At 39.9% G+C, this 18,892-nt stretch carries 18 protein-coding genes; 9 read left to right on the plus strand and 9 right to left on the minus strand.

Features of this window, described 5'->3' with window-relative positions:
- Positions 1 to 22 precede the first annotated feature (22 nt).
- Positions 23 to 217, minus strand: coding sequence for an exodeoxyribonuclease VII small subunit (gene xseB, locus FTU01_RS08500; protein WP_005235956.1), 195 nt, complete (start codon positions 215 to 217; stop codon positions 23 to 25).
- Positions 207 to 1,478, minus strand: coding sequence for an exodeoxyribonuclease VII large subunit (gene xseA / locus FTU01_RS08505; RefSeq protein WP_180138771.1), 1,272 nt, complete (start codon positions 1,476 to 1,478; stop codon positions 207 to 209). Before xseA ends, xseB begins: the two co-directional genes overlap by 11 nt.
- A 453-nt stretch (positions 1,479 to 1,931) precedes the next feature.
- On the opposite strand from xseA, the gene FTU01_RS08510 reads away from it, so the two are divergent.
- The 5 genes from FTU01_RS08510 (at position 1,932) to FTU01_RS08530 (ending at position 7,524) form a co-directional block, all read left to right on the plus strand.
- Positions 1,932 to 2,378: an I78 family peptidase inhibitor gene (locus FTU01_RS08510; RefSeq protein WP_180130915.1), complete on the plus strand. Its 447-nt coding sequence runs from the start codon at positions 1,932 to 1,934 to the stop codon at positions 2,376 to 2,378.
- A 112-nt stretch (positions 2,379 to 2,490) separates the two neighbouring features.
- A complete protein-coding gene (locus FTU01_RS08515) occupies positions 2,491 to 2,850 on the plus strand; it encodes a hypothetical protein (RefSeq protein WP_180138773.1) in 360 nt (119 codons plus the stop codon).
- A 213-nt stretch (positions 2,851 to 3,063) separates the two neighbouring features.
- A complete protein-coding gene (locus FTU01_RS08520) occupies positions 3,064 to 3,333 on the plus strand; it encodes a hypothetical protein (RefSeq protein WP_180104218.1) in 270 nt (89 codons plus the stop codon).
- Between the two features lie 297 nt (positions 3,334 to 3,630).
- Positions 3,631 to 6,270 (plus strand): bifunctional aconitate hydratase 2/2-methylisocitrate dehydratase, encoded by a 2,640-nt coding sequence (locus tag FTU01_RS08525; protein ID WP_004783803.1) that lies wholly within the window; start codon positions 3,631 to 3,633, stop codon positions 6,268 to 6,270.
- 168 nt (positions 6,271 to 6,438) lie between these two features.
- A complete protein-coding gene (locus tag FTU01_RS08530; RefSeq protein WP_180138775.1) occupies positions 6,439 to 7,524 on the plus strand; it encodes a hypothetical protein in 1,086 nt (361 codons plus the stop codon).
- A 53-nt stretch (positions 7,525 to 7,577) separates the two neighbouring features.
- Here the strand turns inward: FTU01_RS08530 and FTU01_RS08535 are convergent.
- A protein-coding gene (locus tag FTU01_RS08535) for an IS3-like element ISAcsp5 family transposase (RefSeq protein WP_180138777.1) occupies positions 7,578 to 8,707 on the minus strand; the annotation gives its coding sequence in 2 pieces (ribosomal slippage) (positions 7,578 to 8,455 and positions 8,455 to 8,707; 1,131 coding nt in all).
- 271 nt (positions 8,708 to 8,978) lie between these two features.
- Here FTU01_RS08535 and FTU01_RS08540 point away from each other — a divergent pair.
- Together FTU01_RS08540 and gltS are read left to right on the plus strand one after the other, a co-directional pair.
- On the plus strand, positions 8,979 to 9,467 hold the full coding sequence (locus tag FTU01_RS08540; protein WP_180138779.1) for a hypothetical protein: 489 nt from the start codon (positions 8,979 to 8,981) through the stop codon (positions 9,465 to 9,467).
- A gap of 307 nt (positions 9,468 to 9,774) precedes the next feature.
- A complete protein-coding gene (gene gltS / locus FTU01_RS08545) occupies positions 9,775 to 10,998 on the plus strand; it encodes a sodium/glutamate symporter (RefSeq protein WP_166134908.1) in 1,224 nt (407 codons plus the stop codon).
- 152 nt (positions 10,999 to 11,150) lie between these two features.
- Here gltS and FTU01_RS08550 read toward each other — a convergent pair whose 3' ends face one another.
- Positions 11,151 to 12,017, minus strand: a complete 867-nt coding sequence (locus FTU01_RS08550) for an alpha/beta fold hydrolase (RefSeq protein WP_166134905.1) — start codon at positions 12,015 to 12,017, stop codon at positions 11,151 to 11,153.
- 117 nt (positions 12,018 to 12,134) lie between these two features.
- Here FTU01_RS08550 and FTU01_RS08555 point away from each other — a divergent pair, with 117 nt between their 5' ends.
- Entirely contained in the window at positions 12,135 to 12,593 is a 459-nt protein-coding gene (locus tag FTU01_RS08555; protein WP_166134903.1) for a hypothetical protein, read from the plus strand.
- Between the two features lie 108 nt (positions 12,594 to 12,701).
- Here the strand turns inward: FTU01_RS08555 and FTU01_RS08560 are convergent, their stop codons facing one another.
- On the minus strand, positions 12,702 to 12,917 hold the full coding sequence (locus FTU01_RS08560) for a hypothetical protein (RefSeq protein WP_004783783.1): 216 nt from the start codon (positions 12,915 to 12,917) through the stop codon (positions 12,702 to 12,704).
- A 593-nt stretch (positions 12,918 to 13,510) separates the two neighbouring features.
- Positions 13,511 to 14,797: a branched-chain amino acid transport system II carrier protein gene (brnQ, locus tag FTU01_RS08565; RefSeq protein ID WP_159123164.1), complete on the minus strand. Its 1,287-nt coding sequence runs from the start codon at positions 14,795 to 14,797 to the stop codon at positions 13,511 to 13,513.
- Positions 14,798 to 15,149: 352 nt separating this feature from the next.
- On the opposite strand from brnQ, the gene map reads away from it, so the two are divergent.
- Positions 15,150 to 15,944, plus strand: coding sequence for a type I methionyl aminopeptidase (gene map / locus FTU01_RS08570; protein ID WP_179993006.1), 795 nt, complete (start codon positions 15,150 to 15,152; stop codon positions 15,942 to 15,944).
- Between the two features lie 294 nt (positions 15,945 to 16,238).
- On the opposite strand, the gene FTU01_RS08575 is transcribed toward map, so the two are convergent.
- The 3 genes from FTU01_RS08575 to FTU01_RS08585 all read right to left on the minus strand — a co-directional run bounded on the left by FTU01_RS08575 (position 16,239) and on the right by FTU01_RS08585 (position 18,882).
- A complete protein-coding gene (locus tag FTU01_RS08575) occupies positions 16,239 to 17,138 on the minus strand; it encodes a LysR substrate-binding domain-containing protein (protein WP_166134896.1) in 900 nt (299 codons plus the stop codon).
- Between the two features lie 87 nt (positions 17,139 to 17,225).
- Entirely contained in the window at positions 17,226 to 17,930 is a 705-nt protein-coding gene (locus FTU01_RS08580; RefSeq protein WP_179993005.1) for an NAD-dependent deacylase, read from the minus strand.
- A 19-nt stretch (positions 17,931 to 17,949) separates the two neighbouring features.
- Positions 17,950 to 18,882 carry an alpha/beta fold hydrolase gene (locus FTU01_RS08585; protein ID WP_179993004.1) on the minus strand — a complete coding sequence of 311 codons (933 nt, stop codon included), beginning with the start codon at positions 18,880 to 18,882 and terminating at the stop codon, positions 17,950 to 17,952.
- Between the last annotated feature and the right edge of the window lie 10 nt (positions 18,883 to 18,892).

An 18,892-nucleotide genomic window follows, 5' to 3' on the forward strand; every position in this document is an offset into this window, starting at 1 on the left:
TGATTTAAGGTATTTAATAAAATTAATCCTTAAAGGTCTCATTCAGTGCATTCTGAACAGCTTCCACTCGGGATTTACAGGCTTTATACGCCTGCATAGACTCTTCAACGATTTTCATCAGATTATCAATATCTGGTTCTTGCTGAGATTCAAGTAATTCAGCATTCTTTTTCAAGATGTCATAGCCTTCCTGAAAGCTCAAAGTATCATGACTCATGTGGAGTTACCTGCGTAAGTTGTGCTGAAAATAGGCCATCGTGTAATTCAATCTGAACGGGTTGTTGGTCATCAATTTGATGAATTGAACGAACCACGTGATCTTGCTGGCGCACAATGGCATAGCCTTTGGACAAAACATGTTTGGGATTTTGCAGCAGTGTTTCCCGCATCAGGGCATCTAGCTGCTGGTTAATCAGTTGGGTCTGTTGCTGGGCAAGGTTAGAGGTGTTGGACTTGAGCTGCTCTAAACGTTGCAAGGCATTCATAATCTGGTGATTGGCCAAATTTTGGATTAGCTTTAGATATTGCTCATTCTGGCTTTGATAAGCTTGAATTTGCTGTTGAGAAAGTCTCTGGATACTTTGCAGGTTATTTATAACTTCTTGCGTCAGCTCGACGACATGATTGCGAATTCCAGCAATCACTTTACTTGGTGTGTCGAAAGAACGATGAGCAATTTCATCCAGAATCGTCCTGTCTTTTTCATGACCAATACCAACCCAGACGGGAACTGAACGTTTGCAGAGCAGGGCAGCCAGCGCATAGTCATTCAAATAAGCCAGATCATTGACTGCGCCACCGCCACGGATGATCACGATCAGGTCAGGCGCGTGATGATACGTTTGTGCCCACTGCTTTAAAGCTTGTGCCAAGCTTTGCATGATGCTTTGCGCTGCCGTATTTCCCTGAAAGGTCGCACTGTGATAGATAAATTCGCATACCTGAGCTTTTTGTAAAGCATCAGCATCTTTCTTGAAATCGCCCAGACCTGCAGCCTTTTCCGGAGCAATCACCAGAATCCGGTTGAGGTCAAAAGGTGTAGGCAGATTTTTATTGCGATCAATCAGACCTCCGGTTGTCAGTCTCTCTACAATCTGCTGATAACGTCGGGCTATATCACCCAAGGTATATCCAGAATCAATCTCTGTAATATTTAGGGAAAACCCATATTGCGGATCAAAGCTGGCTTTGACTTTGATTAAAACCTTAAGGTCCCGGCTTAGCTCAATACCACTTTCACGTTCAAATTGCGTCACAATTGTCTGCGCAGCAAACTTCCAGATTGTGGCCCGGCAACTGGCAATGACCTGATCATTGTCAGGATCTTTTTCTGCCAGTTCTAGATAATAATGGCCAGCTTTAATATTTAAATTACGAATCTCGGCTTTGACCCACACCGGTGTATCGAAAGTGATTTTAACTACTTCCTGAACCGTAGAAAGGTATTCTTTTAAGGAAAGCTGGAGATCGTCTTGCATGCTGAGATAAAGTTTAAAATTCAATCAAATATTAAATCAATATGGCCGCTAGTACAAACACCAAGCTCCGTGCATAAAGAAGGTTAGGATAAAAAACTGGGCGAGAATTAACTTAATACTCTAAAAACAAAATATTAGAGTAATGCTTGGTTGATGAAGGGTAATAAACACTTTGTATAATAATGTAATGACATTGTCATCTTGAAGCCATTCCAATATTTAACTGGATCTAAATTTTAGTTAGTTTAAGAAAGAGATTACTTTTAAAAGCTAATTATTGATTGATATAAATCATAGGAAATAGTGAGAAGTTAAATGGGATTAAAGCTAATGATATTAAAAAATGATCCTGCCGCTTTTTACAGAATTACAAACACTCAAGCCTTTTCAGATCTGACGCTATAAGTGGAATATGCTACATTAAAGGCGAATTCCTTTAGAAGAATACCGCTCATGAAAAAAATAATTTTATCTGGCTTGTCTGGATTATTTGTATCCATCCTCCTTGCTGGCTGTAGTACGACCCAGTCGACTGACTCAAACTCAGCGTCATTAGGAACAGCGAATCCAGCGAGTGCCTATTGTATTAATCAGGGTGGAAAGCTGGAAATCCGTAATGAAACTAATGGGCAAGTGGGCTATTGTCATTTAAAAAATGGGCAAGTGGTCGAAGAATGGAAATATTTCCGAGCAAACCAGCCTAAATGTATCGCAGATCAGGCAGCTGCACTGGTGGGTCAATCCAATTTAACTGAAGCAAAAATCAAAGAGAAAACCAAAGCTCAAATGGTACGCATGGTTGCACCTGGCCAGCCTGTCACTATGGATTATCGTGAAGAGCGCGTGACGGTCACTGTAGATCCAGCCACTAAGAAAGTAGTTCAGGCCAGTTGTGGTTAGGATATGAAATGCTACTTTCGAGCAGGCAGTATCAATAAGAATAGAGAGAAATTTCATTTTAAATGACAAATCTGTGCTGATCTCTTATAGTGCCTCTCGGAAGGAGAAATTCATGAAAAAGTTATTTGCTTTATCGCTGATGGTTGCTCTGGTCGGCTGTGCAGAGAAAAAACCTTTAACCCCTGAAGAGCAGTGGCATGGCTATTGTCGTAGTGTGGGGAATGCTGCACGGACCATTATGCTGGATCGTCAGAATGCGATCGAGAAAGAAAAGGCTGTTGAGCATGCCAACAAGATCGATGATGACATCACTCGCGGTTTTATCCTAAATATTATCGATGAAGTCTATGCACTTCCGGAACAGGAAATTAAGACCGATGTAGATGCAGCCCGTGAGAAAGTCCGCGCTGAATTTACCGAAAAATGTATCGCCACACCGCATGATAAAATTCCAGATTACAAACCGTTCTAAGGAACGGTTTTTTTATATTTAAATAAACAAACTAAGAAATCATCATTCAAAATAAATAGTGGTTTATAGATATAAGAAAATTCTTCTAATAATAAAAATAGCCTAAGCAATATTAAATATAATTTGTGACAATTGCTAAATCTAAAATATAGAAATGCTTATCTTTATATTGAATAATGAATTTAACTCCAAAGCCTTGAGGAGAACAATAATATGGACGTCGTGAAGTATTTATATCACTCAGATCTGCTGTTAGAAGATGAAAAAGGATTGGCTATTATCGGTAGCGGACGCTATGTCCTGAGTGTAGGAGACAAGGTCGTGATTAAGCAGATCTTGGAGCAGGACAAAAAACGCTGTCTGGTCGAGATTTCCTTTGCCAGCAACAACCATAGTCAGACTTATGAAGATCAATGCGAATTAAAATTTGAGGGTTGTCGGGACGCTTTTCAGCAATACTTGAACTCGACGACAGTCCACTAAGGTGGAGTATCTTTTTCTAAGTAAATCAGGCAACATCGATGTTGCCTTTTTTATGCGTCGAATTTGGTTAAAAGTTGCCATATCTGTACTTAAATTATGCAATGCGATGATGATTTGATTATTGAATGATCTTTATAAGCATCATTTAGTTATAAAATAATGAGCATCACAAAGAAACACTGTACTTGCATTAACTTTTAACTGGAATTTTAGTAAAATTTTAGAGTCCATATTATTTGTGAAGCTTTTATAAAGCAGGAATTCACAGGTAATTTTTTAAAAAAGAGGAATAACACCGTGCTAGAAGCTTACCGCCAACACGTTGAAGAACGTGCCGCACTCGGAGTCCCACCGAAGCCACTTGATGATGCTCAAACTGCTGCATTAGTTGAATTATTAAAAAATCCCCCAGCTGGTGAAGAAGCATACTTAGTTGACTTGCTTGAAAACCGTGTTCCAGCGGGTGTTGACCAAGCTGCATACGTAAAAGCTGCGTTCTTAGCTGCATTGGCAAAAGGCGAAGCGACTTCTCCACTAGTTTCTAAAGAACGTGCGGTTTACTTACTGGGCACTATGCTTGGTGGTTATAACGTTGCTCCTTTAGTTGAACTTCTAGAAGACGCAGAGCTTGGTGGTCTTGCTGCTGAAGCTTTGAAAAAAACGCTTCTTGTATTTGATGCGTTCCATGACGTAGCTGATAAAGCACGTGCAGGTAATGCAAATGCAAAAGCTGTTCTTCAATCATGGGCTGACGCTGAATGGTTCACAAACCGTGCAGACGTTCCAGAAGAAATCAAACTGACAGTTTTCAAAGTAACTGGCGAAACTAACACTGATGACTTGTCTCCAGCACAAGACGCTTGGAGCCGTCCAGACATTCCATTGCACGCAAATGCAATGCTGAAAAACGAACGTGATGGCATCAACCCAGAAGTTCCTGGTGAAGTTGGTCCATTAAACCAAATTAAAGATCTCATCGCGAAAGGCAACAAAGTTGCTTACGTAGGTGACGTTGTTGGTACAGGTTCTTCTCGTAAATCTGCAACTAACTCTGTACTTTGGTTCTTCGGTGACGAAATCGCTCACATTCCTAACAAGAAAGAAGGCGGTTATTGCTTAGGTTCTAAAATTGCTCCGATTTTCTTCAACACTATGGAAGACGCTGGTGCGTTACCAGTTGAAATCGACGTAGCAAACATGAACATGGGTGATGAAATCACTCTTAAAATCGACAAGGCTGCTGCTAAAGTAACTGCGTTCAAAGACGGTGCTCAAATCGCTGAAGCTGACCTTAAAACTCCAGTACTTCTAGACGAAGTTCGTGCGGGTGGTCGTATTAACCTGATCATTGGTCGTGGTTTGACAACTAAAGCACGTGAAGAGCTTGGTCTTGAGCCTTCAACTCTGTTCCGTACTCCAGTACAACCTGCTGACACTGGCAAAGGCTTCACCCTTGCTCAGAAGATGGTTGGTCGCGCTTGTGGTCTTCCTGAAGGTCAAGGTATCCGTCCAGGTACTTACTGTGAACCACGTATGACCACTGTTGGTTCTCAAGATACAACTGGTCCTATGACTCGTGACGAACTGAAAGACTTGGCTTGCCTAGGCTTCTCTGCTGACTTGGTAATGCAATCTTTCTGTCACACAGCTGCGTATCCAAAACCAGTTGACGTTCAAATGCAACACACGCTTCCTGATTTCATCATGAACCGTGGTGGTGTTTCTCTACGTCCAGGTGACGGTATTATCCACTCTTGGTTAAACCGTATGCTTCTTCCAGATACTGTTGGTACTGGTGGTGACTCACATACTCGTTTCCCAATCGGTATTTCATTCCCAGCAGGTTCTGGTCTTGTAGCATTCGCTGCAGCAACTGGTGTTATGCCACTTGATATGCCAGAGTCTGTTCTTGTGAAGTTCAAAGGTAAAATGCAGCCTGGTATCACTCTACGTGACCTAGTTCATGCGATTCCTTATGTAGCGATCCAAGAAGGTGATCTGACTGTAGAGAAGAAAGGTAAGAAAAACATCTTCTCTGGCCGTATCCTTGAGATCGACCTGACAGAAATGGAAACTGACCTGACTGTTGAGCAAGCATTCGAACTTTCTGATGCTTCTGCTGAACGTTCTGCTGCTGGTTGTGCGATCACTCTTTCTGAAGAGAAAGTTGCTGAATACCTACGTTCTAACATCACTATGCTGAAGTGGATGATTTCACAAGGCTATGGCGATGCTCGTACTATGGCGCGCCGTGTAGAGAACATGGAAAAATGGTTGGCTAACCCATCACTTCTTAAAGCTGATGCTGATGCTGAATACACTAAAGTGTATGAAATCGACCTTTCTACAATCACAGAACCAGTTCTTTGCTGCCCGAACGACCCAGATGATGCAAAACTTCTTTCTGACGTTCAAGGCGTTAAAATTGATGAAGTATTCATCGGTTCTTGTATGACTAACATCGGTCACTTCCGTGCAGCTGGTAAACTTCTAGACAAAGTACCTGGTGGTTCTTTATCTACTCGTCTATGGTTGGCTCCTCCAACTCGTATGGACGAACACCAATTGATGGAAGAAGGTTTCTACAATACTTATGGTAAAGCTGGCGCTCGTACTGAAATGCCAGGCTGTTCATTATGTATGGGTAACCAAGCACGTGTAGCTCCGAACACTACTTGTGTATCGACTTCTACTCGTAACTTCCCGAACCGTCTAGGTCAAGGTGCTAACGTTTACCTAGCATCTGCTGAGCTTGCTTCTGTTGCTGCTGTATTGGGTAAATTACCTTCTCCAGAAGAATACCAACAGTACGCTGCTCAAATTGACAGTATGTCTGCTGACATCTACCAATACTTGAACTTCGACAAGATGAGCGAGTATACAGATGCTGCTAAAGACATCGATACTAAGAAAATTGCTGCTGCTCAATTAGCTTAATTTGTTGAAAAATAAATTAAATTGAGTTAAAAAAAAGGGCTGATTTATCAGCCCTTTTTTATTTTATAATAAAGAGTACGTCAATTTGTGTCGTATTGGGGTTGCCTAGTATTTACCTATTTTATAGTCTTTAAAAATATAAATTAAAAGATAGTACTGGTGAAGTACATGAAACTAGTTAACAGCAAAAGTTTTAAAGACTATCAATTAATGACTGACTCTCAGTTAATTGAAGAAACCAAAATTATAATGGTTAAAAATATACGAGAGCTGATATCTTGCAATAATAATTTAGCCAAAGAACTATATCATCGAGGTTTGACGAATAATGTATTTTTTAAATCAGAAACTAAAATTGAGAAATATAGTGTATTAGATAATGACGAGTTACTTAATTATGCATTAAATTTAATTAATATAATTGGAATCCAAGGATTAAATGCACTTAGAAAATATGATGGAGTTTTATATAAAATATTGACAGCACGTCAATTAACTAAAGATATAGCTAAAAAAGCTAATTTTATTAATAAAGGAAGAGAGACGAAGAAAAAAATATTAAAAAAAAGTAAAGAAGTTCCCAAAAGATTCCAGTATGGTCAAATGAGTGATATTGAATTATATGATGAAATTATTCAATTAAAACATGAAAGTCCAACAAAATTAAATAAATTTGATAGTGTTTTATATAGTGAATTAAATAGAATAGATAGAATTCAAGTAAAAATAAAGGTTCATAAAACTCTAGGTTGGAGAAGAATATATTGTGATTACAGAAAATTAGATATAAAAGGGTGGGTTGAAATTTGTAAGCAGTTTGAATCAAAACAAAAATTTCATACAGATTATTCTGCTGCTTATGCAAAAGTTATCAAAACAGAATATTGGAATAAAGTTTGTAATATAATGTATAATCTTGGCTATTGGTCTTCACTTTATGGATTAGATGGTAAAAATTATCAAAGTAAAGCAGAATTAATAGTGGCAAATTGGTTGTATGAAATTAAAATAAACAAAAAAAGTCATCCTAAACTTATCTTTGATTCTAAAAAATATTATTCTGATTTTTATTTAAGTGATATAAATACTTATATAGAAGTTTTTATGTTTTCAGAAAGAAGTTTTCAAAAAAGAGCAGATTTACCAAATTGGGCAGATGGATACTATGCGAAAAGATTATATAAAGAAAAAAAGTATAGAGAAAATATCTTAAATTTAATAGTTATAGAGGCTGAAATAATGTGGTTCCGTTAATTAGACCACTCAATTCAGTTTTATAAGTGATAAATCCGCTCTAAATATTTAAATTATGCTGCCATTACTTTTAGTAAATGTTGATCATAAAATTCATCCGGTGTTGCCTTATTCAAACTTGAATGAGGACGTATCATGTTATAAAAATCCAAATATTCAGCAATTGATTGTTTCGCTTGTTTAACCGTATCGTAAGCCTTCAAATAGACTTCCTCATGCTTCACGCTGCGCCATAAACGCTCAATCATTACATTATCCATCCATCGTCCTTTCCCATCCATACTGATACGGATATTTCGCAATTTTAACTCATTCAAAAATGCCTCGCTTGTGAATTGACTGCCTTGGTCTGTATTAAACACCTCAGGACAACCATATTTCACAATTGCTTCTTGCAACGCATCTATGCAAAAGCCTGTTTCCATACTGATCGATACACGATGAGCCAGTACTTTACGACTATGCCAATCTATAATTGCACACAGATAGACAAAGCCTTTAGCCATAGGAATGTACGTTATATCTGTACACCAGACTTGATTAGAGTGATCGATGACCATGTTTTTCAACAGATATGGGAAAATACGGTGTGCAAGATTAGGCTTACTGGTATTGGGTTTTGGATACAAGGCATGTATTCCCATCAAGCGCATTAAACGTCGGACTTTACGCCGACCTATTTGATGCCCTTGACGCTGTAGCATATCTCGTATCATTCGACTGCCCATAAAGGGGTAGTCGAGATGAATTTCATCGATCAGGCGCATCAAACTCAAATCAGTTGATGAAATCTCTTTGGCCTTGTAATACAACGTACTGCGATTGATTTGAATCAATTGCGATTGTTGTCGTACCGAAAGTTGATGGGTCTTATCGATCATTTTTTGCCGCTCAGCTGCCCTATTTTTCTGAGCGCACCTTCTAAAAAATCAATTTGCAATGCCTGATGTCCTATCTTGGCATGTAGAGCTTTGAGGTCAATCTCTGGTTCTTGTTGTGCTGTTGGTCGTGAAAAAATATTGACTGATTGCTCAAGCAGTTGATTTTTCCAATCGATGATTTGGTTTTGATGTAAATCGAATTGAGTAGAAAGTTCAGCGAGTGTGTGGTCGCCTTTAATTGCTGCGAGAGCAACTTTAACTTTAAACTCTGCTGAATGATTACGACGTTTTCTTCGTGTCATGGTTGACTCCAAAAACAAGCATTTCCCATGCTTATTGGGGAGTAGATTATCACTTATAGGCGTGGTCTAAAATCCTAGAACCACATCAGAAATATATCGGTTAGATGGTATAGAAAAATATAAGGAACATATTTTCAATGTATTTAATAATTATGGAATTAAATTACCCTTAATTTCAAATGAAAGACTGTTATTTGGTACAGGTAGAAAAGGTCTAGATTGGACTCTTGACGATTTTGTTAATTATGCTGATGAAATGGGATGGGATAAGTTGTCAGATTTTCAAAAAAACGAAATTTCTCTCTATAACGTTCTGATATTAAGAAAAATGCGCTTGGATGTAGAGAATTTATTAAATGATAAATATGGTCGAAAAAAACGCGCAATAGGTGCAAATCTAATCCCACTTGAGATCTTAAAGGATTATTGTCTAAATAATAATATTACTATGAAAAAAGAGTATGAGAAGGCGTACAAAGAATCTGATCTACCAATGGGGGCACCTGCAGATATTAGACAATCCTATGGTACTTCATGGGCAGAATTTTTTGGTAGAAGATTTCGGTTTGATTTATGGCCTTGGGAAAAGGCTAGAGAATATGTTCGAAGTAGAGGTTTTAAAAGTAAAGCGGAGTTTACTCAAGCTGTCACTACCGAAACAGACACAGAAATGAAATATATACGGCGTAATCCTGGGAATAGAACATCTGGTGGGTACTCCGAATTTATTGATTGGTACGATTTTTTAGGAAAAAGGTAATTCAAAACTTATAAAAAGAGATGAATTGTACTAGCTTAAACCTGAGGTGATTGTTTTGGACTAAATATTTTTGGCTCAAATATTATTTTTGACCAAGACACTTGGGATCATGACTACTATGTCTGCGAAACCACCACAGACCAACAAGCCAAAAATTGGGTTTATGATATTTCACTACATTAATTTCCTCTGTTCAGGCTACAAATTAAACAATTACTAGAAACAATAACTTGCATAACATTTCTAAAATTGATTTTTCATACTGTTTTCCTAAAACTGTATGAAAATAAAGCCAATAGGGAATGTTATGAATTATGAGATCGATGCCTTTGGCACCTTGGTGATTGCAGTATTTTTTCTTTTTATTGGGCGGTATCTTGTTAGTAAAATTGGCTTCTTTAGAAACTATAACTTACCTGAGCCTGTAATCGGCGGTCTAATCGCAGCGATTACAGCTTTTATTCTCTATAAATTTTTTAATATCAGTGCCACATTTGACTCAGAAATCCAAACCATTCTGATGCTGATGTTCTTTACCTCTGTGGGTTTAAGTGCAGACTTTACCAAGCTCAAAGAAGGTGGGAAATCACTGCTGATCTTTCTGGTCTGTGTCATTCTATTTGTAGTTGTACAAAATGCGGTTGGCATGAGTTTAGCCACAGCACTTGGGCTTGATCCATTGATTGGTCTGATTGTCGGTTCTGTTACCTTAACGGGTGGACATGGTACTGCCGGTGCTTGGGGTGAAGTGCTTGAAACTCAATATGGAATACAGGGGGCAATTGTCCTCGGAATGGCAAGCGCTACTTTTGGTTTGATTATTGGTGGACTTGTGGGCGGTCCGGTTGCCAAATTCTTGATTAAACGCAATCAATTGGCAGAGACAGTAGCGCAAGAGACCAATGAGCAACAACTCGATACTAGCATCAACACCGCACCCTTCGAATATCCAAAGAAAACCCGACTGATCACAGCCAGTAATGCGGTATCAACTTTGGGGATGTTTGCCTTATGTATTTTTGTCGCCAATCAGATGACAGAAATCAGTCAGGGAAGATGGTTTGAACTGCCAACCTTTGTCTGGGCCTTAGGGACAGGGGTGATTGTACGTAACTTTCTGGAGCATGTACTGAAAGTCGATATTTTCGACCGTGCCATTGATGTATTTGGTAATGCGTCATTATCCCTGTATTTATCTATGGCCTTACTTTCACTGCAACTCTGGCTGCTGGCCGATTTGGCAGGCCCGCTCATTACCATTTTGTTTGCGCAGACAGCGGTACTAATTTTATTTACCGCAATTGTGACCTTTAGAATCATGGGAAAAAATTACGATGCAGCTGTATTGGTGGCGGGGCATTGTGGTTTTGGTATGGGAGCAACTCCAACTGCGATTGCCAATATTCAGGCGGTCACCAATAGTTATGGTCCATCACATAAAGCATTTTTGATCGTACCGCTGTGTGGTGCATTTTTTATTGATATTGTGAATGCTGTGGTGATTCAGAGCATCATTGCATTTTTCGGTTAAATTTTAATACGACTTCAAAATCATACAGACATAAAAAAGCCCCATGGTTAGGGGCTAGTCGTATGCACATCTGAGGCACATACTGTAAGAGGCTCATCTCATACTGAGCGTATTAAAGCACATTAACCTATTAATAGCCATTTAAATCATCTTTAGGCAGATAACTGTTGCTCAATGACTGGCCATAAGTTTTGATGTGACTTCTTGAACATCAGCATATGGCCAATCCCTTTATGACCATATTCTTGGGGTTTTAGTTCAATCATTTCTGTTGCTGCTTTTGGATATAAGCGCAGCAAGTCTTTGACATTCGCTTGAGTGGCGATTTCATCATCCGAAGCCCAGATTGATGTGATCGAGCAGGTGATCTGGGCATGATAGTCATGTGCCGGTGAGATCTTTTTACCAATCGCATTGATGACATAACCCGGTTTACTACAAAATTCTGCCCATTCACGTGCCACATCTTTTGGCAGGTTTTCACCCATACCAATCGCTTGGGTTGGGCCATAGCCTTTGGTGATACGTGCCAATGGGAAAATGATATTGAACATCACTGGCGCTAGTAATTTGGTGCGGCCCCTTAAACCTTTAATATGACCCGTCGATCCGGCAATTGCCACGACTTTTTCCACTTTGACATAGTTTGGGACAATACCCAGCAGCTGTCCACCAGCACTATGACCAAGTAAGATGACCTTTGCTGCCTGAGTTTTAGCTAATAGCGCATCTATCGCAGCCGGAATGTCCAGTTGTCCCCATTGCACAATACTGGCTTTAGACTGTTTAACCGAACCTTTTAAAGATTCCCCAATACCTCGAAAATCAAATACCATTACGGCATAACCCTGAGTTTGCAACCAGCAGCTAAAAATATGATAAAACTGTTTGGTAATGCCAGTCGCAGGACAGATTAATATGGGAGATTTCTTACTTTCAGTCTCAGTGACTGGATAAAAACGTGCACTTAATTGATAGCCATCCTGGCACTTTAGAGTCAATGTTTCGAATTCAGACATGGGCTACACTATATTTTTGAATCAGAATGAATGCTTAAATTTACCTGACTTCTTCAAAGAAACTTGTTAAAACAATGACTAAAAAGTCAGTACGATGATAAAAAACGGAAAGAAAATATGCAGGGAATAGAACTTGATCTGGCAGTAAAGATCGCGATTATTTTTAGTGGAATATTCTTATGGGTGGGGATGTTAACCGGAGTATGGAAGTATTGGCAAATCCGCCAGTCTGTCAATTCACGGGCGCATTATTATGTGGATATTGCGCATCGCAGCAGTCTGCTTTATGCCCCTGCGACATTGATTCTGGCAGTATTGGCTTACTATTCAGCACTATCTTCGCAGATTAATTTGATCTGTGTATTGATCAATGTTCTCTTTTTCAGTTTCTCGATTGGCGCTTATATCTTGCATGGGTTTTTGAAAGACACCACTAATCAGTTTAAGCGACCGCATCAACTAGGTAAATTTCAGTTGCCGGGCGTGCTTATGACTTTGGCAATGTTAGGTTTAATTATTGCAGAATTAGGAGGAACAAGTGTGCTTCTTTATGGGGCGGCGGTCGGATTATTCTAATTTTTTAATAGTTGATTTTATTTTTTGAGCTTTAAGCTCAATTTATTTCTTTTCTGCCAGATGGATGACTGGCCAGATCATCCACTGGGGTATAAATTTATTAATAAATTATCGGTATTTCTGGTCGATCACAGCCCATAAGAAAAAGGCTGCCGAGACAATCAAGGCATAACCGACGTACTCAAATTTTAAATTGCCTTGAATTAAACAATGCACAATCAAGGTCAGCATAAGCGCAACCGTGGTGCTCAAGAAAGTCACCAGATTGGTATTTGCCTTAAGAGCGTCAATGAAGACTTGCTTTTTGAAATGTACTGATAACATCTCCATCCCTCCCGTTTATTTGTATTATTGAAGAGTAAATCTTATTGATTTAGTCTGAATTGAATATACAGTTGTACTTCTTAATTTCAACCTTTGCAACTATTTAAGTGAATTTTAACAGTTAAAAAAGGCCTCCTTTAGTCGTATTACTGCACTAATCAATGATTGCATCTGAATCATCACCGTTAACATTTCAGCGAGGGCAGTCCGACTGAAGTGTATAAGTGACCATTCATTGCTACCATAGGGAAAAGCAAATTCTACGCCAAAGATTTGTAGAGATAATCCAGAGAATGTAAGTCTATGTAGAATGATGAGGGTGAGTTGGTTTAATCAGGAAACAATATGTTTTAAAAACAGTAAAATACAGAGTTGTGTTGATCTTCTGCTAAAGAATGAAAATGAAAGTAAGAAAGAAGATAATTAAAATAATTGATTAAAAGTCTATAAAGCTTTCTAAAATACAATTTAGCTGTGATCATGATTAGAGGATGTAAACAATAAATGCCGGTTTGGGTAAAACCTGACAGTTATTGATCACGCTAAAACCGGATTTTGGGTAAAAATACGATTTTTATGACCTCTTAGAAAGATTAATTTCTGATGCGGTCAATCACAGCGGCAATGACAAGAACAATAAGAGATGGAATCAGCCATGCCATATTTTGTTCAGAAAGCGGTAAGTTCTGTAGCAATTCAGGTAATTCAAGGCCAGCAACTTTCAGGCCATCAAAAACACCGAAAATAAATGCAACCAGTGTGGTCGGTGCAACAACTTGAGCAGGCTTCTTAAAGAAATGACCGCAGAAGCTTAGCAGGATCACTGCAATCGCAGGCGGATAAATCGCGCTCAATACAGGCACAGACACGGCAATCAGTTTGGTTAAACCAAGATTTGAAATCACCAGCGAGAAGCCGACCAGTACAAAGACAAAGGCTTTATAGGGCAGTTTGGTAATAGACGAGAAATATTCAGCACATGCACAGGTTAAGCCAATCGCAGTCACCATGCAGGCAACAAAGATCATGGTAGCAAGGAAATAAGCCCCCATATCACCAAAAGCATGTTGTACATAGGCATGCAGAATAATCGCACCATTGGCAGCATTAGGGGCAACATCGTGACTACCTAAGCCTAGTTTAAACAGGCTGAGATAAACCAGTGTCAGACCGATACCTGAAATAATCGCTGCATTGACTGCATATTTGGTAATCAGCTTGCGATCCGTTACGCCACGAGAAGTAATCGCACGCACGATCACAATACCAAAGACCAATGCGCCTAAGGTATCCATGGTCAGATAACCATTAACGATGCCTTCAGTGACCGGACTTGTAACATAGTTACCCACTGCAGCAGGTGGTTTGCCGGCAGGAATCAATACTGCAGCACCGCCTAAAATGATCAACGCGATAATTTTTACTGGGGACAGGAAGTATCCAACGGTATCCAGAATCTTATTTGGATAGAGTGAGACCAGAGTCACTACAGCAAAATAGATCACACTATAGATCAGCAGGTTGCTAGGTGCATTGCCAAAGTATGAAGAGAAGCCGATTTCATAAGAAACGGTTGCGGTACGTGGTGTCGCGAATAAAGGCCCAACCGTCAGATAACACACGACAGTCAGTAAAAGACTGGCAGCTTTACCTAAAGGAGAACTTAAGATCTGAATTGAACCTTCAACACGTGACAATGCCACGATGGTGATGACAGGTAGGCCAACTGCCGTAATCAAGAAACCTAGGGCAGCTAACCATACATGCTCACCGGCTTGTTGAGCCACAATCGGTGGAAAGATAATGTTGCCTGCACCAATAAACAGTGCAAAGGTCATAAAACCTAAGGCCACAATATCTCTTGTACGGAGACTTGTCATAGAGGGAGAACAAATAAATAAAAGAAAGCGATTTTAGTGTATATATGATGATTTTTGGAGTTTAATTTAATGCCGAAAGCCTTGATTTTACTGATCTTGATGATCGGATAATATGAACTTTAAAAGCTTGGTAGAAATATATCTTTGATATTCAGTTAAAAAAATTATAATTTATTTTTAAATAAATAAATCATTTAGGCTCCATTTCATCATTTTAAGCTTATTGTTTGTATAAATAAGCAGCATTGAGATTCTCTAGAGCAAGTTTTAAGAATTGTCATGCAGAGCGAACAAATGCGCATCTTGGCTGAAAAAGGACTATAATTTCCCGATTCACCTTGAGGATAGATCCATGCGAGCTCCAGCGATTACTCTGAAAACCGAACAAGATATCGAAAAATTACGTATATCTGGGCGTTTGGCTGCACAGGTTTTGGAAATGATCGGGGAGCATGTCAAGCCGGGTGTCACAACTGAATATCTGGATGACATCTGTCATGATTTTATCGTCAATACACTAAAAGTGACGCCAGCTAATATTGGCTATTATGGTTATACCAAAACCACCTGTATTTCACCGAATGAAGTGGTTTGTCATGGTATTCCATCTCCGAATACGGTCTTGCAAGATGGCGATATTATTAATATTGACGTTGCGATCATTAAAGACGGTTATTTTGGCGATACCAGTCGAATGTATTATGTCGGTACACCAACTCCTGAAGCCAAACGTCTGGTCGAAACCACTTATGAAGCTATGGTTGCCGGGATTCATGCCGTTAAACCGGGCGCAACCCTAGGCGATATTGGTTATGCAATCCAGTCTGTTGCACAGCGTGAAGGCTACACCATTGTGCGTGAATATTGTGGTCATGGGATTGGTAAAATTTATCACGAACAGCCAAACATTCTGCATTACGGACAACCAGGTCAGGGCATCAAACTGGTACCCGGTATGGTCTTTACCATTGAACCTATGGTCAACATGGGTAAAGCACGTGTTAAAGAGCTGAAGGACGGCTGGACAGTCGTGACTGCAGATAAATCCTGGTCAGCTCAATGGGAACACATGGTAGTTGTAACCGACACAGGTTTTGAGCTGTTATCACCATGGCCAGAAGGCACTGGCGAGTATCCGGAAATTTAAATTATTTTTCATGTTATGCATTGAAATACAGTAGCTTACATAAATTACAGCATACGTGTTATTAATGACAAAAGCCTACAAAATACTACATGAAGAAGTGGTTTAACCAGCCAAATTCTCTTAATCTATTTATAGTTAGTTGATATTTGCTTTGTTAGATGTCTGATTGCTGTGTATTAGATTTGGCTTGGCGGTAGTAGTTTCCTTTCGTTCACTTCATGCTGTAGTGAATCGTTTTTATTAGCTCATTTTTCCCCAAGAATGAGCTATTTTTTTTGCCGGAAATATGTCTATTTATACAAGATGCAGATGCTCAACCAGATAATCAATAAATACTCTTACAGCTGGTAACAGACCACGACGGGAAGGATAAACCAGATGGAAAATTCCATGTGCCGTTTTCCAGTCTGAAAGTACCCGAACCAGTTCGCCCCGTTCTATATATTGCTGCACGACATTATCGGGCAATAAGGTAATACCACAGCCTGAAGCTGCCAGTTGTGCCAGCATATTCAGGTCTGATCCCATTACGGTCGGGTTGATCCGGATTTTCTTCTGTTGCTGCTGCTCATTCTGCAATATCAGGAACTGTTCAGTATGTTCCTCAGCCATGCTTAAAATTTTATGTTCAGAGAGCTGTTCAGGTGTTTTAAGATCGCCAAATTCATTTAAATAGCCCTGACTGGCAAACAGATGCTGTTCAATTTTTTCAAACTGACGAATTACCAGATTCGGATCATCATCCAGGCTGGTCCGTACCCGTAAGGCCAGATCAAAACCTTCATTAATAATGTCCACACGTCGATTGGTGATCATCATCTGGACTTTAATTTCAGGATATTTTTTCAGGAAATCCGGCAGGATTTTTGCCATTTCATTCTGGGCAATGGAGACGGGCAGGCTGATTTTAATGGTACCACGCGGTTCAGTACTGAGATGATCCACCAGATCATGGGCGGCCTGTGCTGCACTGAGCATCACTTGTGCATGTCGATAGATATTCATGCCAATATCAGTGACTGCAAAATGGCGAGAACTACGCTGAATCAGGCGGACACCAAGGCGTTCTTCCAGATTATAAACACGGCGGCTGAGCTTGGATTTGGGAATATCGGTGGCACGTTCGGCTGCACTAAAGCCGCCATGTTCAACGACCTGCGCAAAACAGTAAAAATCATCCAGATCAGTCAGCATCGTTTAATTCCATTCCTGCAACAATAGGCTGATTAAAAAATGATTGTTGCATACTGTCAACTATAGAATACGAATTTTGAATGATGACTAGATCTCGGACTCAAGTAATTTAAGTAAGGTCTTCATGCCTTCTGTGGCCGTTTGGGAAATCTTGTGAAACTGAACTGGTAAATGCTGTTGATCTGCTTTGGGATCAATATAGTAAGCTGTGGAGTGAGCTGGAATCTCATGGATTAAACCAGCAACAGGATATACTTGCAAACTGGTTCCAATGACCACAAAAATATCAGCATTCTGTACACAATCTTGTGCTTCTTCATAAGCAGGAACTGCTTCGCCAAACCAGACTACATGTGGACGTAGTGGATAGCCATCCTTACAGAAGTGTTTAGTTAAATCTAATTCAGTCCCTTCAATCGGATAAAACTCGGTGGTGTACTGACAATTCGGGCCTGAGGTTTTGGCTAGGCGGATATTACCATGCAGGTGAATGACCTTGGAGCTTCCCGCACGTTCATGCAGATCATCAATATTCTGGGTAATCACATGTACATCAAAATCATCTTCAAGTTCGGCAATGAGTTGATGAGCTGCATTTGGCTGTGCTTCCAGAATATTTTTACGTCGGGCATTATAAAAGCGTTGCACCAGTTCCGGATTTTTAGCCCAAGCTTCCGGTGTGGCCACTTCTTCTATACGATACTGTTCCCAAAGCCCATCACTGTCACGAAAGGTGTTAATCCCACTTTCCGCACTCATGCCAGCACCTGAAAACACCACCAGTTTTTTCATGATTTCTTCTCCTGAATCTTTAGGCCGCTGATGAACTCGACTGTAAATTGTCTTTCAGAAAGATACCGAGCTCCTTGGCAAATTTGAGTGGTTCGGTCAGTAAGGGGGTATGGCCAGATTTTGTAAAAAGTACCTGTTTAGCCTGAGGCAGGCTTTGGGCAATTAGGCGCTGACCTTCCACAGGATAAAGTTTTGACTGCACACCGCTAAAGAAAGTTACTGGACAAGTAAGCTTCGTCAGAGCTTCACGATAATCTTCCTGATGATATAAATAATTATTGATGTACCACGCCATATAATCCACCCGGCTAGAAGGAAGGAGCAGGCTTTGCAGACGAGGTTGGTTCAGGATGAACTTAAATACTTTCAAACTGGCTGGACGATCATTTTGTAGCTGGATAAAGCGCAGCCATAATGCTGCAATTTGCTGTCGTACTGAATTATCCAGATCCCGAATGAGTTCAATATGCTGATGTTCTGCAAGTAATGTTGAAAGCTGCTGCAAAATTTCAATAAATTCCTGATGGCGTGGACCAAAAAGTCCAAATGCCCAGGCATTATCGACCGGAATCTTCGGTGTTTGGTCAATATGCAAATAAGCTGCTATGTGTTTGGCAAAGTTCCCATAGCACAGGCCATGCATGGTGGTTGTCGCGCCCATAGAGTAAGCAATTACAATGAATTGATCTAAATTGAGCTGCTGGATCACCGACTGAACATCAAGCCAGTGACTGGAAATCGCATCCAGGTCTTGCGGGATTTTGCAGTGACTAGACGCCCCAAAACCGCGCCATTCAGGAATAATAAAGCGGAAGTTTTTCTGATGTGGATAGAGAAAAGCTGCCCATTGCCAGCTCAACATGCCCAGACCGGATAGGACCAGTACCGGTTGACCCTGACCGTATTCACGTACAAATAACTGTTCGCCATCTGGCATGGTATAGAAGGGCATGCATATCTCC

Origin of the sequence: Acinetobacter sp. YH12043 (assembly GCF_013419915.1) — a bacterium.
Taxonomy (GTDB): domain Bacteria; phylum Pseudomonadota; class Gammaproteobacteria; order Pseudomonadales; family Moraxellaceae; genus Acinetobacter.

What these genes read in the sequence shown, in the direction of transcription:
- FTU01_RS08515 (WP_180138773.1), top strand. Translation starts at nt 2,491, where the DNA reads ATGAAAAAGTTATTTGCTTTATCGCTGATGGTTGCTCTGGTCGGCTGT.
- gltS (WP_166134908.1), top strand. Translation starts at nt 9,775, where the DNA reads ATGAATTATGAGATCGATGCCTTTGGCACCTTGGTGATTGCAGTATTT.
- FTU01_RS08530 (WP_180138775.1), top strand. Translation starts at nt 6,439, where the DNA reads ATGAAACTAGTTAACAGCAAAAGTTTTAAAGACTATCAATTAATGACT.
- xseB (WP_005235956.1), bottom strand. Translation starts at nt 217, where the DNA reads ATGAGTCATGATACTTTGAGCTTTCAGGAAGGCTATGACATCTTGAAA.
- FTU01_RS08520 (WP_180104218.1), top strand. Translation starts at nt 3,064, where the DNA reads ATGGACGTCGTGAAGTATTTATATCACTCAGATCTGCTGTTAGAAGAT.
- FTU01_RS08575 (WP_166134896.1), bottom strand. Translation starts at nt 17,138, where the DNA reads ATGCTGACTGATCTGGATGATTTTTACTGTTTTGCGCAGGTCGTTGAA.
- FTU01_RS08510 (WP_180130915.1), top strand. Translation starts at nt 1,932, where the DNA reads ATGAAAAAAATAATTTTATCTGGCTTGTCTGGATTATTTGTATCCATC.
- FTU01_RS08585 (WP_179993004.1), bottom strand. Translation starts at nt 18,882, where the DNA reads ATGCCCTTCTATACCATGCCAGATGGCGAACAGTTATTTGTACGTGAA.
- FTU01_RS08560 (WP_004783783.1), bottom strand. Translation starts at nt 12,917, where the DNA reads ATGTTATCAGTACATTTCAAAAAGCAAGTCTTCATTGACGCTCTTAAG.
- FTU01_RS08580 (WP_179993005.1), bottom strand. Translation starts at nt 17,930, where the DNA reads ATGAAAAAACTGGTGGTGTTTTCAGGTGCTGGCATGAGTGCGGAAAGT.
- FTU01_RS08555 (WP_166134903.1), top strand. Translation starts at nt 12,135, where the DNA reads ATGCAGGGAATAGAACTTGATCTGGCAGTAAAGATCGCGATTATTTTT.
- brnQ (WP_159123164.1), bottom strand. Translation starts at nt 14,797, where the DNA reads ATGACAAGTCTCCGTACAAGAGATATTGTGGCCTTAGGTTTTATGACC.
- FTU01_RS08550 (WP_166134905.1), bottom strand. Translation starts at nt 12,017, where the DNA reads ATGTCTGAATTCGAAACATTGACTCTAAAGTGCCAGGATGGCTATCAA.
- map (WP_179993006.1), top strand. Translation starts at nt 15,150, where the DNA reads ATGCGAGCTCCAGCGATTACTCTGAAAACCGAACAAGATATCGAAAAA.
- xseA (WP_180138771.1), bottom strand. Translation starts at nt 1,478, where the DNA reads ATGCAAGACGATCTCCAGCTTTCCTTAAAAGAATACCTTTCTACGGTT.